This is a genomic window from Nostoc sp. (assembly GCF_036919815.1).
GTDB lineage: Bacteria > Cyanobacteriota > Cyanobacteriia > Cyanobacteriales > Nostocaceae > Nostoc.
Genome location: NZ_JBALCE010000010.1, coordinates 36375 through 50012, shown reverse-complemented (window position 1 = coordinate 50012; position 13638 = coordinate 36375). Strand labels below are relative to the sequence as shown.

Annotated in this window: 15 protein-coding genes and 1 pseudogene; 5 read left to right on the top strand and 11 right to left on the bottom strand. The window is 41.1% G+C overall.

Translation table 11 applies throughout. From position 1 onward, the window contains the following. Positions 1 to 89: 89 nt before the first annotated feature. From V7K15_RS03010 to petM, 6 genes are all read right to left on the bottom strand, one after another. Entirely contained in the window at positions 90 to 317 is a 228-nt protein-coding gene (locus V7K15_RS03010) for a DUF2949 domain-containing protein (RefSeq protein ID WP_292797729.1), read from the bottom strand. Between the two features lie 510 nt (positions 318 to 827). Next, positions 828 to 1328 (bottom strand): DUF192 domain-containing protein, encoded by a 501-nt coding sequence (locus V7K15_RS03005; protein ID WP_334902894.1) that lies wholly within the window; start codon positions 1326 to 1328, stop codon positions 828 to 830. A 98-nt stretch (positions 1329 to 1426) separates the two neighbouring features. Then, a complete protein-coding gene (nblR, locus tag V7K15_RS03000) occupies positions 1427 to 2113 on the bottom strand; it encodes a response regulator transcription factor NblR (protein ID WP_334902892.1) in 687 nt (228 codons plus the stop codon). Positions 2114 to 2436: 323 nt separating this feature from the next. Then, positions 2437 to 3354 carry an NAD(+) kinase gene (locus tag V7K15_RS02995; protein ID WP_334902890.1) on the bottom strand — a complete coding sequence of 306 codons (918 nt, stop codon included), beginning with the start codon at positions 3352 to 3354 and terminating at the stop codon, positions 2437 to 2439. A 130-nt stretch (positions 3355 to 3484) separates the two neighbouring features. Beyond that, on the bottom strand, positions 3485 to 4483 hold the full coding sequence (locus V7K15_RS02990; protein WP_334902889.1) for an SDR family oxidoreductase: 999 nt from the start codon (positions 4481 to 4483) through the stop codon (positions 3485 to 3487). Positions 4484 to 4767: 284 nt separating this feature from the next. Then, the gene (gene petM / locus V7K15_RS02985) at positions 4768 to 4872 is read right to left on the bottom strand and encodes a cytochrome b6-f complex subunit PetM (protein WP_334902887.1); all 105 of its coding nucleotides are present in this window, start codon (positions 4870 to 4872) and stop codon (positions 4768 to 4770) included. A 207-nt stretch (positions 4873 to 5079) separates the two neighbouring features. Between petM and pdxA the strand changes: the two genes are divergently transcribed. The 4 genes from pdxA (at position 5080) to V7K15_RS02965 (ending at position 7891) form a co-directional block, all read left to right on the top strand. Beyond that, positions 5080 to 6171, top strand: coding sequence for a 4-hydroxythreonine-4-phosphate dehydrogenase PdxA (gene pdxA, locus V7K15_RS02980; RefSeq protein ID WP_334902886.1), 1092 nt, complete (start codon positions 5080 to 5082; stop codon positions 6169 to 6171). A 39-nt stretch (positions 6172 to 6210) separates the two neighbouring features. Then, positions 6211 to 6549: a type II toxin-antitoxin system RelE/ParE family toxin gene (locus V7K15_RS02975; RefSeq protein ID WP_334902884.1), complete on the top strand. Its 339-nt coding sequence runs from the start codon at positions 6211 to 6213 to the stop codon at positions 6547 to 6549. After that, positions 6542 to 6838, top strand: a complete 297-nt coding sequence (locus V7K15_RS02970; protein ID WP_334902882.1) for a helix-turn-helix domain-containing transcriptional regulator — start codon at positions 6542 to 6544, stop codon at positions 6836 to 6838. Before V7K15_RS02975 ends, V7K15_RS02970 begins: the two co-directional genes overlap by 8 nt. A gap of 657 nt (positions 6839 to 7495) precedes the next feature. After that, positions 7496 to 7891, top strand: coding sequence for a hypothetical protein (locus V7K15_RS02965; RefSeq protein WP_334902880.1), 396 nt, complete (start codon positions 7496 to 7498; stop codon positions 7889 to 7891). A 55-nt stretch (positions 7892 to 7946) separates the two neighbouring features. Here the strand turns inward: V7K15_RS02965 and V7K15_RS02960 are convergent, their stop codons facing one another. Beyond that, complete coding sequence (locus V7K15_RS02960; protein ID WP_334902878.1) at positions 7947 to 8933, bottom strand: protein rep; 987 nt, start codon at positions 8931 to 8933, stop codon at positions 7947 to 7949. Positions 8934 to 9160: 227 nt separating this feature from the next. Beyond that, the gene (locus V7K15_RS02955) at positions 9161 to 9880 is read right to left on the bottom strand and encodes a response regulator transcription factor (protein WP_334902877.1); all 720 of its coding nucleotides are present in this window, start codon (positions 9878 to 9880) and stop codon (positions 9161 to 9163) included. Between the two features lie 1102 nt (positions 9881 to 10982). Between V7K15_RS02955 and V7K15_RS02950 the strand changes: the two are divergent. Further along, a pseudogene (locus V7K15_RS02950) lies at positions 10983 to 11429 on the top strand (rhodanese-like domain-containing protein); the annotation flags it as partial. A 469-nt stretch (positions 11430 to 11898) separates the two neighbouring features. Here V7K15_RS02950 and V7K15_RS02945 read toward each other — a convergent pair. The 3 genes from V7K15_RS02945 to V7K15_RS02935 all read right to left on the bottom strand — a co-directional run bounded on the left by V7K15_RS02945 (position 11899) and on the right by V7K15_RS02935 (position 13466). Next, the gene (locus tag V7K15_RS02945; protein ID WP_334902875.1) at positions 11899 to 12051 is read right to left on the bottom strand and encodes a hypothetical protein; all 153 of its coding nucleotides are present in this window, start codon (positions 12049 to 12051) and stop codon (positions 11899 to 11901) included. Positions 12052 to 12198: 147 nt separating this feature from the next. After that, a complete protein-coding gene (locus V7K15_RS02940) occupies positions 12199 to 12828 on the bottom strand; it encodes a ribonuclease H-like domain-containing protein (RefSeq protein WP_334902874.1) in 630 nt (209 codons plus the stop codon). 89 nt (positions 12829 to 12917) lie between these two features. Further along, entirely contained in the window at positions 12918 to 13466 is a 549-nt protein-coding gene (locus V7K15_RS02935; protein WP_334902872.1) for a CAP domain-containing protein, read from the bottom strand. Positions 13467 to 13638: the final 172 nt, after the last annotated feature.

Here is a 13638-nt window from a genome sequence, read left to right as displayed (position 1 = left end):
TATTGACATTAATATGGGTTTGAAAAAGTTTTTGGCTGTATCTAACGGCAAATTAGTAAAAAGACAGCGTTTCATTTTGAATTGCTTACTTATGCTGTCTCCAGCCAATCATAAATTTGTTCTAACTGCTCTAAAGTAACCAAGCCATACTGCCAAAGAATCATTGCCAAAGGTCCTGGATCTTGCTCCCGATGCCGAAGCGCCACCGCCAGTGATGCTGTGGAAATTGCCAAATCTTCTTCCAAAAAATGAATCAGTCGAGAATATTTCGATGGTGACATTTGTATCTCACCTCCTTGTGCAGAATGTATTGTCATATATGAGTTCATGATTGCTTGGTAGCCAGTAGCCAGTATTTTATCTATCACTGTGCCGTTATCGGCTATACACCCTAGTACAGTTTTTTTGATCTGCCTTCAACAGAGGCTGATCATAGATGGTCTGAGAAATAGAAATTTTCGTGCAAATCATCTGCTTGAAAACCGAGCAGTATTTTTACTTAGTTAAATTAGCTCCATCTTGTTTACTTTTGTGCTTTATTTAATTACATATCTAGTAACAAAGATTCCATAGCCTATACTCTCTTATGGGCGACTATTTACACTAACGCCCAAGGGAATATTTTTGCAACCAAACCTTAAGACCGCGATTTCAGGTTGGAGACAGTGGAATTTTAGATTATTACCACAGTTTTTAAATAGTAGCGTTACAAGTGACTGTTCTACCACATAAAGTGACATTTTTTACAAAAACAACATATATTTCCACTGTGTAGGTTTTCAACAGAGTAACCACCAAAATCTTTATCCCTGTAAAGCAGCGAAGTCTCACAACTGAATTTTGACAATATCGCCCACTTTCAACTTCAATTCGGCAGCTCTTCCAGAGCGAAGTTCAATCACCTTATCGATTGGTGTATTGGGGCCATAGGTAGGACAAGGGTCATTTACACAAGGAGGTGCAGCAGCCTGAATATATTTAACTACACCTTTATGTAGAAATACCATATCCAAGGGCATGGGTGTATTCTTCATCCAGAAACTGACTGGTTGTGCTGAAGGAAACCCAAACAGCATCCCTCGGTTATCTGGCAAAGCTGGTCGATACATCAATCCCATCTCTTGCTGTTCTGGGGTCTGCGCTACCTCTAATTGAATCGTTGTGCCATTAGGAACAATGGCTTTACCAGTAATTGGTAGTGTTTGACCTTTAGGTGCTGGAGTTTGAGAAGCAGAGGTGGGGGTGGGAGGTTTAGCCGTTGTTGGTATGGAACAGCCCATCAGCAAAATACTCAGCAACATCGAGAGCAAACTTAGCCGACGAGTCATATAGTTTTTTGATTTTGTAATTTAGATTTCAATTTTACAGAATTTACGGCGATTTGTATTTGAATAGACCAGCTTGTAGAGACCTTTGATTAAATGTCCTAAGATTCTCTTAAAACGTAGCCGACACCGCGCACTGTCTGAATCAGGCGCTTTTGACCTTCATCTTCGATTTTTAACCGCAAGTAACGGATGTAGACTTCAATTACATTCGACTCACCCAGAAAGTCGTAACCCCAAACATTTTCCAGAATTTGTTCGCGGGTTAACACCTCACGGGGATGTTCCATTAAGAATTTTAATAGTTCAAATTCCTTCATTGTCAAGTCAATTGGGCGTCCGTTGTGTATTGCACGGCGAGTTGCTATGTCTAAAATTAAATCCCCAAAGCGTAACTGCTCGGTGGTATCCACATCGGGTTTTAGGTAGAGGCGAATCAACTTCAAAAAGTCTTCCGAGCGGTAAGGCTTAAGGATGTAATCATCTGCTCCAGCTTCTAGACAAGCTACCCGATCATCGACTGTATCCCTTGCCATTAAAATCAACACAGGCGATCGCAAACCAGTGCTTCTCAGATTTTTGCACAATGAGAGTCCTGATTCTCCTGCTAGCATCCGGTCTAAAACAATTAAAGCAGGTTGGCGATCGCGACAGTGTTGTAAGCCACTGGTCGCATCATGAGCCAAAATTGATTCATAGCCGGCTTCTTGCAAATCGCAAGAAAGCTGATTTGCTAGGCTCTCATCGGTTTCAATCACCAAAACACATGGACTTTGAGCAACTGTCATAACAATTTGGGATATTGGATTTGGGGTTGTAAAGATATTCCAGAGAAAATCTTTACATCAGTTAAAAGTGCAATTACGAGTTTTTAGTGATGGAGCAATCCTGATTTGACACGCTGCTAAGAATCTTTTAGCACGTTCAGGTGTCAGCCATCGAATTCTCCGATGCAATCTTAATAAGTACCTCCAAATACCATTCCTACACCAGTAATTCTGGAAGGAAATCACCAAACTGGGCATTGGGCATTGTTATAAAAGGCAAGTGAACAAACAGAAAATTCTTTCCCATGCCCCATGCCCCATGCCCAATGCCCCATGCCCAATTCCTACGGCAATTCTACCGAAGTTGGTTTAGCGATATGTGGCAAACCCCAACCTAATTTTTCTCGCAAAATTCGGAAAAACTCTGGGGGTTGTAGGCGAATAAATCGGACACTATATTGCGATCGCTCCATATACACACGGTCTTCTGGTAAGATATAGCACCCGCCATTACCATCTACCACCATCACCAGCCGAGGAATGTTTACTGGGTAGATATTAACCGATTCCGTATCTGGAAATACCAATGCTCTAGAAGCTAGGGAATGGGGACAAATGGGTACTAGCTGTAAAACAGGTACGCCAGGAGTCACCACTGGGCCACCAGCACTCAATGAGTAAGCTGTAGAACCAGTAGGCGTAGAAATAATCACACCATCCGCCGCAATATCTACTGGCGCATGACCCCCTATGGCAATTTCAAAATGGCACATAGACGTCAAAGGTTCCCGATGCAGCACCATTTCATTCAAGCACAGAGCTTCCCACAGCACTGAATCTCCCCGAAACACTTTGACGGTGAGCATAGCTCGTTCTTCAATTTCATACTCACCCGCCATCACCTGTTCTAGTGCTTGGGGCAATTGATTCAGGAAAGTTTCTGTCAAAAATCCCATGTGGCCGGTATTCACTGTTAGCAGTGGAATACCACAGGGGGCTACCTGGCGAGACGCTGCTAAAACAGTCCCGTCTCCCCCTAATACCACTGCAAACTGCATATCTGAGTCAAAACCAGGAGGCGTCAGACCGTCAATCGGGGTGTGGCATACAGGACTCTCAGGCGTAGAGTAGCCCAGTATTCCACCGATACTCGATGTGATACAAACATTCCAACCGGCTGCGGTTAGCTTGTCTTTCAACTCAATAGCGACACGACCCGCTATCGGTTTAATGTCATTGTAGATAATGCCTGCTTTCGGCACACTCAAATATCCAAATTTAGGCGATGCTCTTTATTATGTAATCCTTACACATTTTTGGTCATGTAGTCATTAATCTCGAGTCAAATGTCCAGAGTCTAGAGTTTAACGACTAATGTCTGTTTTGTAATGACTATTGACTATTGGCTTTTGAAGACTGTTTAAAAGGAGTTTTTTTAGGTTTCTGCTTTTTGGTTTTGTTTTTCTGGTAGTCTAACTCTTTGAGCTTTTTCATTATTCGGCTGAAGTACTCTTGTAGATAGCTTTCTAGGGTTGTGGTTTGTTGCTGATCTAAACCAAAGACTCTGTATACTTCATCCATTGAAGCATTTAACTGTTTACCACTAGCCAAAACTTCTGTAAACGCTAGCCTATCCGCTACGTTCCATCCCCACTGAAAGAACCGCATTAAGCCCCGCATAGCCCGTAGCAAGTTTATTGGCATCCGTGTTACTCTGGCGTCTTTTCCAGATAAGCGTTCGCACAGGCTGATAATTTCTTCTGCACTCCATGCACGAGTACCGACTACAGGAAAAGCTTGGTTTTCGGTTTCTGGTACACTCAATGCTCGGATAGCAAACTTCGCAATGTCCTGAGTGTCCATATAGGCGATGGGAGAAGAATTGCCTGTTACCCAAACTGGCTGTGCTTCCAAAATCGGAATCCCGTACTGGCCGATTAAGCCTTGCATAAATCCAGCTAGCCGCAAGATGGTGTAATTCAAGCCCGACTCAGCCAAGAAGAGTTCTGTACACCGCTTAATTTCCATTAGCGGTACTTTTGGGTATTTATCAGCATCTAAAATCGAAAAGAAGATAAAACGCTCTACACCTGCTGCTTTTGCTGCTTGAATCAATGCTACTTTGCCGTCCCAGTCCACTTGTTTGATACTCAGTGAATCTGTAGGGCGAGATGTTGACGCATCAATAACTTGGGTTACGCCTTCTAATGCTTCCGCTAGGCTTTCGGGATAACGCAAATTTCCTGGTACGAGTTCTGCACCCCATTCTTTGAGAAAAGCTGCTTTTTTGCTACTCCGCACGAGGCAGCGTACTTTATATCCTTCATCGATTGCACGACGAGCCACTTGTCTTCCTAATGTGCCAGTGGCGCCGATGATTAATAATGTCATGAGGGTTGTAATAAATTTTAATGTTTTATGAAAAGAATGTTATCAGGATAACCTATGCAAACAAAACTTTACATCTTTTCTCAGAAAATTTATTTATTTGGATATACTCATGAGAAAATCGCTGTCCGGTTAACGGACAAGCTTTTTTCCCATTTCAATGAAAAAGGGAGTGGGGATTAGCGGCAATGGGAAATGTGGAGAATAATAACAGACGCGATTAATCGCGTCTCTCCTAACTCCTGTACAGACGCGATTAATCGCGTCTCTCCTAACTCAGCACTCAATTATTCTTCTGAGCCTTGAATTTTCAGTAACAACGCGCCTAAAGCCCAGCCGACGAAGATTAAACCGAAGGATAATAGAGCTGCATTCAAAAGTTCGCCGCCCATTAGTGTGATTCTCCTTATGCAAAGTGGTGTGTAAACTAGGTCTACCAGAAGCTTTTCAATAGTTGCTGTAGGATTAGACCTGTGTAAATAATTTTAAACTAGTTTAGCAGGTAATCCCTACTGGTTTGGGAGGCAATCCTTACTGTTGAGAGAAGGGAAGATGGGTAAATTAGGAAAATTTGATGATAATAATTATGAAGAAATTTTATGTACCAAAAGAATCAAGGTAATTTAATAAATTTTAGCAAAGAGAATCGTCCGCGTTTGGCGCTGACGCTGGGAGATCCGGCGGGGATTGGACCGGAGGTGATTTTGAAAGCTTTAGCAGATGCAGAAATTAGTAAAAAATATGACGTTACAGTGGTGGGGAACCGGGATTTGCTGGCACAGATTTATTACAAACTGAATTTAACTGAGAATTTACTACCTTTGGTAAATCCAGACCAGTTATCAGTCATTGATGTGCAGTTGAATGGGGAAATTAAAGGTGAAATTATCCCAGGAATAGGTAATGCGGCCAGTGGTGCGGCTAGTTTTGCGTATATGGAATATGCGATCGCTCAAACACTGGCTGGTAAATTTGATGCTATTGTCACAGGACCCATCGCTAAATCTGCTTGGAAAGCCGCAGGGTATAATTATCCAGGCCAAACGGAACTTTTGGCACAGAAATCAGGTGTTGAGCGTTTTGGGATGTTATTTGTGGCGCGATCGCCCCATACTAATTGGACACTCCGCACCTTACTTGCTACCACACATATTCCCCTACGTCAAGTAGCCGATACATTGACACCGCAGTTGTTGACACAGAAACTAAATTTGTTGGTGGAGTGTTTGGAGAGGGATTTTGGTATAGAAAATGGGAGAATTGCGATCGCTGGGTTAAATCCCCACAGTGGCGAGCAGGGACAACTTGGACATGAAGAACAAGATTGGTTAATTCCGTGGTTAGAGCAAGAGCGGCAAAATAGACCACAATTGCAACTAGATGGGCCGATACCGCCAGATACGATGTGGGTTAAACCTGGTCAAGCTTGGTATGGAAATTCTTTAGTACAAAATCCGGCTGATGCTTATCTAGCACTTTACCACGACCAAGGCTTAATTCCTGTAAAGCTGATGGCGTTTGATCGGGCAGTTAATACTTCTATTGGTCTTCCTTTCGTTCGCACTTCACCAGACCACGGAACAGCGTTTGATATTGCGGGTAAGGGAATTGCTGATGCTACGAGTATCAAAGCTGCGATACATTTAGCGGCTGAGTTGGTTAGTCAAAGATTGGCGGCGAGAAAACTATGAATTATTTCATGATTTATAAATAGACTTGTCCAAAGAATCATGGAAGTGCAACCAAGAGAAATTAGGAATTATCTGACAGTAGATGGAAAAAATATTTTTGATGAGTGGCTTGATTCTCTGCGAGATAGAAGAGCAAAAGCTAAAATAAGAGCCAGACTTGACCGAGTTGAAGATGGTAATTTAGGTGATTGTAAGTCAGTTGGAGAAGGTGTTTTTGAATTGAGAATCGACTATGGGTCAGGCTACCGCATATACTTTGGACAAGAAGGTATAATAATTATTATTCTTTTGTGTGGTGGAGATAAAAGCACTCAAAAACAAGATGTTGATAAAGTTCAGGAATATTGGAAAGATTATAGGAGTAGAGATAATGCCTAGAAGTGTAAGCTATCACGAAGGACTAGTTAAACATCTCCAAGATCCACTAGAAGCAGCATCTTATATCGAAGTAGTTCTAGAAGAGGGCGATCCTAAAATGTTAGGAAAAGCGCTCAAAAACTTAATTGAGGCAAAGGGTGGAATTGATCAGTTTCCAGCGCAAGTTAGGCAATGCTATGAGCAACTAGACTTGATGTTATCTGAGCAAGGAGAAATTGAATTTTATTGTCTGAGTAAATTACTGGCTGCATTGGGATTACAGCTAGCAGTAACAGTGAAGTCAGCATGAGGTGATTTTTTAAGTACAGTTTAAATCACTCAGTCTTATACCTTACCAATCTACTTTGAGATTTTATAACTTTATCATCGAAGCTATTTACTAGCTTCAAGTAAAGGCAATTTATAAATACCAGTCATCTGTTTTTCAGGCGACTGGTATTTATTTTTTGTGCTTTTGGGGTTAGAGAAAGGATAGGCTGACGCCTAAAAGTTATGAAGTGTGTATTTATCTACTTTCTTAGTTGCAAGATTTCTTTCTTACTCTCTAAAAGTGAAAATAAATAAAGAGTTGTACTCCAGTAGTCGTGGTGTCAATACGTCTTTAAATATTTTTTCTTTTAAATAAAGAGTTGTACTCCAATAGTCGTGGAGTGCAATAGACTTTAAATATTTTTTTTAGAACGCTTCGCGCTGTACAAAGATTGAACCGGCTAACGCCTAAAGGGAATGAAGAAAAGAATTAAAGAGTTGTACTCCAATAGTCGTGATGTCAATACGCCTTTAAATATTTTTTTCTGAACACTTCGTGTGAAGGGAGTGTAATTAGTTTTTTCAGAGTTTAAATTTTTAGGAGTTAATAATGAACTTACTTGAAACTGTTGGACACGTTCGTACTGATCTTCAAAGTCTTCATGACTGGACTGATCGTCAATTTAGGATGAAGTCAATGTCTTATAGTTGGGTTGCTTCTGATCGAACTCACAAATGGTTTGGATACGAGGTAATACTATTGCCTAATGCGAAAATTAATCCAGGCAATTGGGATGAGAGGGTTAATCGACTTGGCGATCGCATTTTCCCAGGATGGAATTGTGCCTTATTATGCCATTATCGTCCAGGTGGTTGCATGAAACAACACACTGACCATTCCGTTTTTGAACCTCTAGTAGCATTGGTCAATATTGGACGTGCTACTTTATCCATCGATAATCAAGAACATCACCTTGAAGATGGTCAGGTTATCAAGTTTGATTCTAGTATTTCCCATGAACTACTTCCTGTTGTATCTGAGCGATGGTCTTTATCCTTTCGTCAGATTAAACCACAGTATTTACAGTTTTAAATTCCTGTAATCTTTTTCCTGTAAGGATTACATGACTGTGGTTGGATCGCTGATGTCACTCTATATTAAATCTTTGTAGCTTGCGCTCCCATCGGAAATACAAACTTTCTCCATCCACCTCATCTGTCTCTTCACTTTCATCAATGAGGTCTTGGTTTTTCTCCTCTAATTCGCGCATATACTGCCTGAGTATACCCCCAACAGCGATCGCTCTAGTTTTATGCAGTTGACGGGTTAACTCTAAAAACCATTCCCTATCACCCACTAAATCTGACTCTTTCACCTGATACTTGAGAATTTCTGGGATGAGTAGTGAAGGGTTATGATGCTTTGCGATCGCGCTAATATGAACAACAGGCTGGTAATCAATCCGTAAGGACTGCTGCCACAACGCGACCCATTTGGCATGAGAAAGATAGCCATGACTGAAATAGGAAGGCGGCACCATTGCCAAAATATGTAAATGGGGATGTGCCGAGACTCCATCTTTACCTTTAGTAACTTCTATGGACTTTACCCAACCTTTAATAGTCCATGCTTTCAACTCAGTGAGTCGCTTAAAAGCTTTATTTATTGAATCCAAGTTTTGCTTGAGTTCCTCAATTTGGCAATTCTTTACAGTCAAGGTAATAAACAGCCAACGGTGTTTGGGGTAATCAGTGACAACCTGTGGGAGAATTTTGTAAGCTCTTGCTTTCCACATTAGCGATCGCCGCCACTGACAAACCGGACAATGACGAACTCTACAAAATCGCGTATCTAATAGCTTTAACTTGAGAATACCTTCCGATTCGTCTGGCGCTAATTGAAACTTCAGCAACTCGGAACACATTCTCATCCGCCAAGCATACTGCTGAAAATAATCTTCGTCTGCTTTAGCGTAATAATGTAAGACTTTATCAGTATTAGCTCTGTGCTTGTCCCAAATTTTACCTATAGGCGAAACTTCGGATAAACTCTGTACATTTCGATTTTTCTGAAACTTATCTTGAGACGATATATTAAAACCAATAAAGTTACTGTCTGAGGCTTGAGCAGACACAAAATCACCAAATCAGTTTGTATCAACGCCCCAAGTTAACGCAAGTTATACAGTCAAGCCTCAGTAAAAGTATTTAGGTAAGTCAGATGTCATGATAATTCCTAATTATTACCCATTCACAAATGCGATTTTTTGTCTCCATTAATAAACAATGGTGCAACTACTCATTAATTACGAATTACGTTAGCGAGTCCGCGTTCGCTTTTAGCGTCTCGTAGAGAGCGTCATTACGAATTAGTAATCTCGTCTGGCACTTCAAACTTGTAACCATAGCCCCGCACAGTTTTAATAAACTCCGGTATGCTGGTATCGACTTCCATCTTCTTACGCAACTGACCAATATGCACATCAACTACCCGTCCATCGCCTACATAGTCGCAACCCCAAATTTTTTGGATTAGCTGTGGGCGACTCCAAGCCTGATTAGGATGACTTGCCAAAAAATGTAAGATATTAAATTCCAGCGCTGTTAAAGTAAGAGGCTTGTCATTAAGTGTTACCTCTCGACCCTCTGGGTTAATTGCTAGCTGCTTGAAGATGATACGTTGTGATGGTGAGGGATTGATGTAGCGTATGCGTCTCAAAAGAGCTTCTACTCTAACTTCAACTTCTGCAAGACTAAATGGTTTAGTCATGAAATCATCAGCACCTGCGCTTAAGATTTTAATTTTATCAGCCTCGTCAGTCCTACTAGTCAGGATCAGCACTAAAACATTAGTACGACTCTGCATTTCTTGGCAGAGGCTATAACCATTGACATCCGGCAAATTCCAATCCAGAATCACTAAAGCTGGGTTGAATTGCTCAAACAACGATAAGGCAGTCTTACCATCTGCTGCTGACTCTATTTGATATTTCCGACTTAAAAAACGATTGACGAGATTTCGCACGCCGAAGTCATCATCGACGATCAGAATTTTGGGAGTAGTAGCGGTAATCATAACCATAATGCTGCCTATTGTAGATTGAGCGATTCGTTGTTAGTCCAGTTTTGGTTTACGTGTTTATTGAAAGTGTATTCACGCGCGTCTCTAGTGAGTACGATCGCTATTGTAGTACTTGTATACAATTAATTTTCCATGAAGTTTATGAAAACTTCAGTGATCATAATGCTGATAAGATGTATAATTTTAAACTTTTATACTTAAGATAAGTGTAATTTAAGACCATCTTGATCACCGCAAATAGTCCAGAGATACACCAAACGCCACGGCAATTGCTACAACTTTCTCAGAGCAACCGCCCTTCCTGATTAGTTAGATATCTATAACGCCTCATAAACGAAGCCATAAGCCAATTGAGATTCTAAACTCCTACTTACCCAAATGTACTCTAGCCAACGGGTATGTCCTCTTGAAGGGGGTCTACGAAAATTTACTCAGCCTGCATTTACATATAGCTACCCTCTTAAATATACACTATACTACAAGTTTCAGCCTGAAACTATGACAAGGCAATCACTGAGAGTATTACCACAAGGCATAAGGGCAGCAAAAACAGCTTTAACAGACAAAAAGTCAGCATAAACAGGACTTACGCAAACAATAGCCGAAAAGAATGATTTTCTTCTTAGGGGCAACACCCTGCGGTCAGCCTTCGTCTACATCAATTGCCCCTACAGCGCGTGTAGTTTTGCGTAAGTCCTAATAAATTAGCAACAGCTTTAGGCATTACACCTCAACCAGGTTCGAAATTTTTTGCTGCTTTAGTCGGTTTCACGCTCTTGTTTTATGCAAATCTGCCAACAGCTAAAGTTATCTTTTTTTATTAATTAGGTGGCGAATATAATAAATTTAAATTTATTTACAATGTGTCTAAATAATTAAAGATTAGAAATATAAACTTATTATATATTTAATTAATTTCATCCAAAAAGCTGACTTTAGATAGTCTAAGTTGACTAAATTTACAATGGATTAAATGGTAGAAAATATTTCAATTAGCCAGTCTATCTCAGGAGAGAGTTTGAGTAAATTCATCCCAGAGAAAGAGCAATTAAATCTGCTTAGTCCCTTAAATTAGTATAAATATCGTTAGTAAGGAATAGTTATGACTAACAATTTAGTAGGCGGCATTATTCCGCCCCAGCCACCAATAGAAGCACAATCTGATGTTGATGTCCTGAAGACCCGTCTAGAATGGGGCGAACCAGCTTTTACAATATTGGATGTGCGCGATCGCCTGATTTTCAACCAAGGTCACATTATGGGAGCGATGCCAATGCCAATAGATGAATTAGTAAAGCGCGCCGTAGCTTCTTTGAATAAAAGCCGTGATATTTACGTTTACGGTGCTAATGAAGAAGAAACTGTCCAAGCCGCACAACAACTGCGTTCCAATGGATTTGAGCATGTCTCCCAACTCAAAGGTGGTCTTGAGGCATGGAAGGCGATCGGTGGCCCAACAGAAGGGATTATTGAATCAAAAACTCCCCCAGGTCCAGATGACTACAATGCCGTAGATAAGCTAAAAAATCAGCAAGAAAATTTGCAAAAGGGAAGCAGTAGCGCCACGGAAGCTATTAAAAAAGGAGCTACTAACCTTAAGGAGGGCATTCAACAAGGAGCTAGTAACCTCAAAGAAGGCATTCAAGAGGGAGCCAGCAATCTCAAAGAAGGCATTCAAGAAGGAGCCAGCAATCTCAAGGAAGGCATTAGTGAATCTAAAACTCCTAAAGACACTGAATGATTCCAATATTGGATCTTAGGCAAAGCTGTACTTAGAAACTACCGAGGCAAAGTCCGCCTGCACAGAATAATCCTAGCCTGACGTGAATTCGATGGCTCATATAATCTTTGTTTAATTAGCTGAAGCAAAAGCCCTCTAAGAGGTTTTACTACTAGGCAAAACTGTCCCTCTCCGACGGGTGAGAGGAACAGATTTGAGCTTTAGTTCAAGGCAGGGAGAGATTCGTCGAACTCACGTTAGCCTGGGTTGGCAGACTTTGTTTGTGAGCCACCCACTTCTACAACACGGCGTAAATAAAGCACCGATTCCAAATCAATACTTCTCTACCAGAGGCTGCGCCAAGGGCAAGTATTACACTCAGCCCTTCTCTACGAGAGGCTACGCCAACAGCAAGCTCAGGGTAAGACCTGTCGAACTGCTCTGTTACCATGAAACGCTTACCCTGTATACCTGTTTGAATTTTGAATTTTGAATTTTGAATTCCGCCTTGCGGTATTAGTCTTTTGGCGTAGCGTGTGCTGGGCGCAGGGCAATTTGCAAAAATGGATGCTTCCTTTGGAAGAGGTTTATAGTTTGATCAATGTTCAAACAAATCCTTAAATTGCAACAAATCTAAGGAAACAATTGTTGGCAGAAATTCAAAACATTCTTGAGCAATTTCCCAACGTTCTTCTCGTTTGAGCATTTCTATTAGCTTTTGCTGCACACTAAGTAAGTAGCGCACATCATTGGCAGCATAACTCAGTTGAGCTTCTGTTAAACTAGCGGCGTTACCCCAATCAGAACTTTGAGAGCTTTTATCCAGTTCCACTTGTTCTAACTCTTGTACCACATCTTTGAGTCCGTGGCGATTTGTATAAGTACGGGCTAATTTACTAGCAATTTTGGTGCAAAAAGTGGGCTGAACCTGAATCCCCAAATTAGCTCTCAAAGTGGCAAGATCAAAACGAGCAAAGTGAAACACTTTTACGACATTTGCCGCTGACAAGAGTTTTTTTAAGTTTGGAGCGTCAGCTTGTCCTTTGGCTATGCGGATTGCAGTCACTTTCCCGGATTGGTTGCACAGCTGGACAAGACACAAGCGATCGCGCAGTGGCAATAATCCCATTGTTTCTGTATCAACTGCGATCGCTGCTGATTCTAAATACTGGCTAAGGGCTGCGTCGCTGAGATCGCGATCGCTCACCTGAAAATCTTGTAATGTCATGAATTGTTTAAAAATAATAGCAGTGTCCAGCAGAGAAAAGTCTTGTCAGACACTAGATTATTATTGTGCAAAAACATCAGAAATTAAATCTACCTAGTGTGGAAAAAAAGTTGTGTCAGGTAGACATCGCCTTGATTATTAGTCGCAACGCCAATTCCAGTCAGGTTGTAATTTCCTTTAAGATTTTTTAAATGTCCGGGACTTTTGATCCAACCAGTAACAGCTTCGTCCACAGGGTTGCTATATCCCCGGTTGAAAGCAACATTTTCCGCCGCGCTGTTGTAGCGAAGAGGGATAGCTTTGACTCGCCGTTCAAATCCCTGATGGCTAAATGGGGTTTTACCTTTAGCCATGTTTTGACTATGAATTCTTGCCTGTCGAGTGATATTTGCATTTAGAGTCAACTTTGGCAGTCCTTTAGAAGTCCGATATCGATTAATTTCATCAAATACTGATTTTTCTAGCTCAGTAGTTTTAAAAGTAGGAGTCGATATTGCAACCTGGCTAGAAAAAAGCGACAACAGCTTATTACGGGTGGATGTATTCGTTGAAGGATAATTTGGGATCGGAACAGTCGTTAATCCACTAGCAAGGACAAGCGCACTTAAAGCGATGCCAAAAGCAGTTTGTCGGAACATGGAGAATTGCGTAATGTGTAGAGATATAAGACTTCTACTGTACCTTATTGTTCCGACGATATATACCACGATACTATTAAGGGTTGATGAATTTCGGCAATTTGGCTATATCCTTGTATCGCATATACAAATAATCATTTCCAATTGTCAATACTTCAATCGCTCAGCTGTA

What these genes read in the sequence shown, in the direction of transcription:
- nblR (WP_334902892.1), bottom strand. Translation starts at nt 2,113, where the DNA reads ATGACAGTTGCTCAAAGTCCATGTGTTTTGGTGATTGAAACCGATGAG.
- V7K15_RS02970 (WP_334902882.1), top strand. Translation starts at nt 6,542, where the DNA reads ATGCCTAGAAGTGTAAGCTATCACGAAGGACTAGTTAAACATCTCCAA.
- V7K15_RS02935 (WP_334902872.1), bottom strand. Translation starts at nt 13,466, where the DNA reads ATGTTCCGACAAACTGCTTTTGGCATCGCTTTAAGTGCGCTTGTCCTT.
- V7K15_RS02990 (WP_334902889.1), bottom strand. Translation starts at nt 4,483, where the DNA reads ATGACATTATTAATCATCGGCGCCACTGGCACATTAGGAAGACAAGTG.
- V7K15_RS02965 (WP_334902880.1), top strand. Translation starts at nt 7,496, where the DNA reads ATGTCTTATAGTTGGGTTGCTTCTGATCGAACTCACAAATGGTTTGGA.
- V7K15_RS02955 (WP_334902877.1), bottom strand. Translation starts at nt 9,880, where the DNA reads ATGGTTATGATTACCGCTACTACTCCCAAAATTCTGATCGTCGATGAT.
- V7K15_RS03010 (WP_292797729.1), bottom strand. Translation starts at nt 317, where the DNA reads ATGACAATACATTCTGCACAAGGAGGTGAGATACAAATGTCACCATCG.
- pdxA (WP_334902886.1), top strand. Translation starts at nt 5,080, where the DNA reads ATGTACCAAAAGAATCAAGGTAATTTAATAAATTTTAGCAAAGAGAAT.
- V7K15_RS02940 (WP_334902874.1), bottom strand. Translation starts at nt 12,828, where the DNA reads ATGACATTACAAGATTTTCAGGTGAGCGATCGCGATCTCAGCGACGCA.
- V7K15_RS02945 (WP_334902875.1), bottom strand. Translation starts at nt 12,051, where the DNA reads ATGGTAACAGAGCAGTTCGACAGGTCTTACCCTGAGCTTGCTGTTGGC.
- V7K15_RS03005 (WP_334902894.1), bottom strand. Translation starts at nt 1,328, where the DNA reads ATGACTCGTCGGCTAAGTTTGCTCTCGATGTTGCTGAGTATTTTGCTG.
- V7K15_RS02975 (WP_334902884.1), top strand. Translation starts at nt 6,211, where the DNA reads ATGGAAGTGCAACCAAGAGAAATTAGGAATTATCTGACAGTAGATGGA.
- petM (WP_334902887.1), bottom strand. Translation starts at nt 4,872, where the DNA reads ATGGGCGGCGAACTTTTGAATGCAGCTCTATTATCCTTCGGTTTAATC.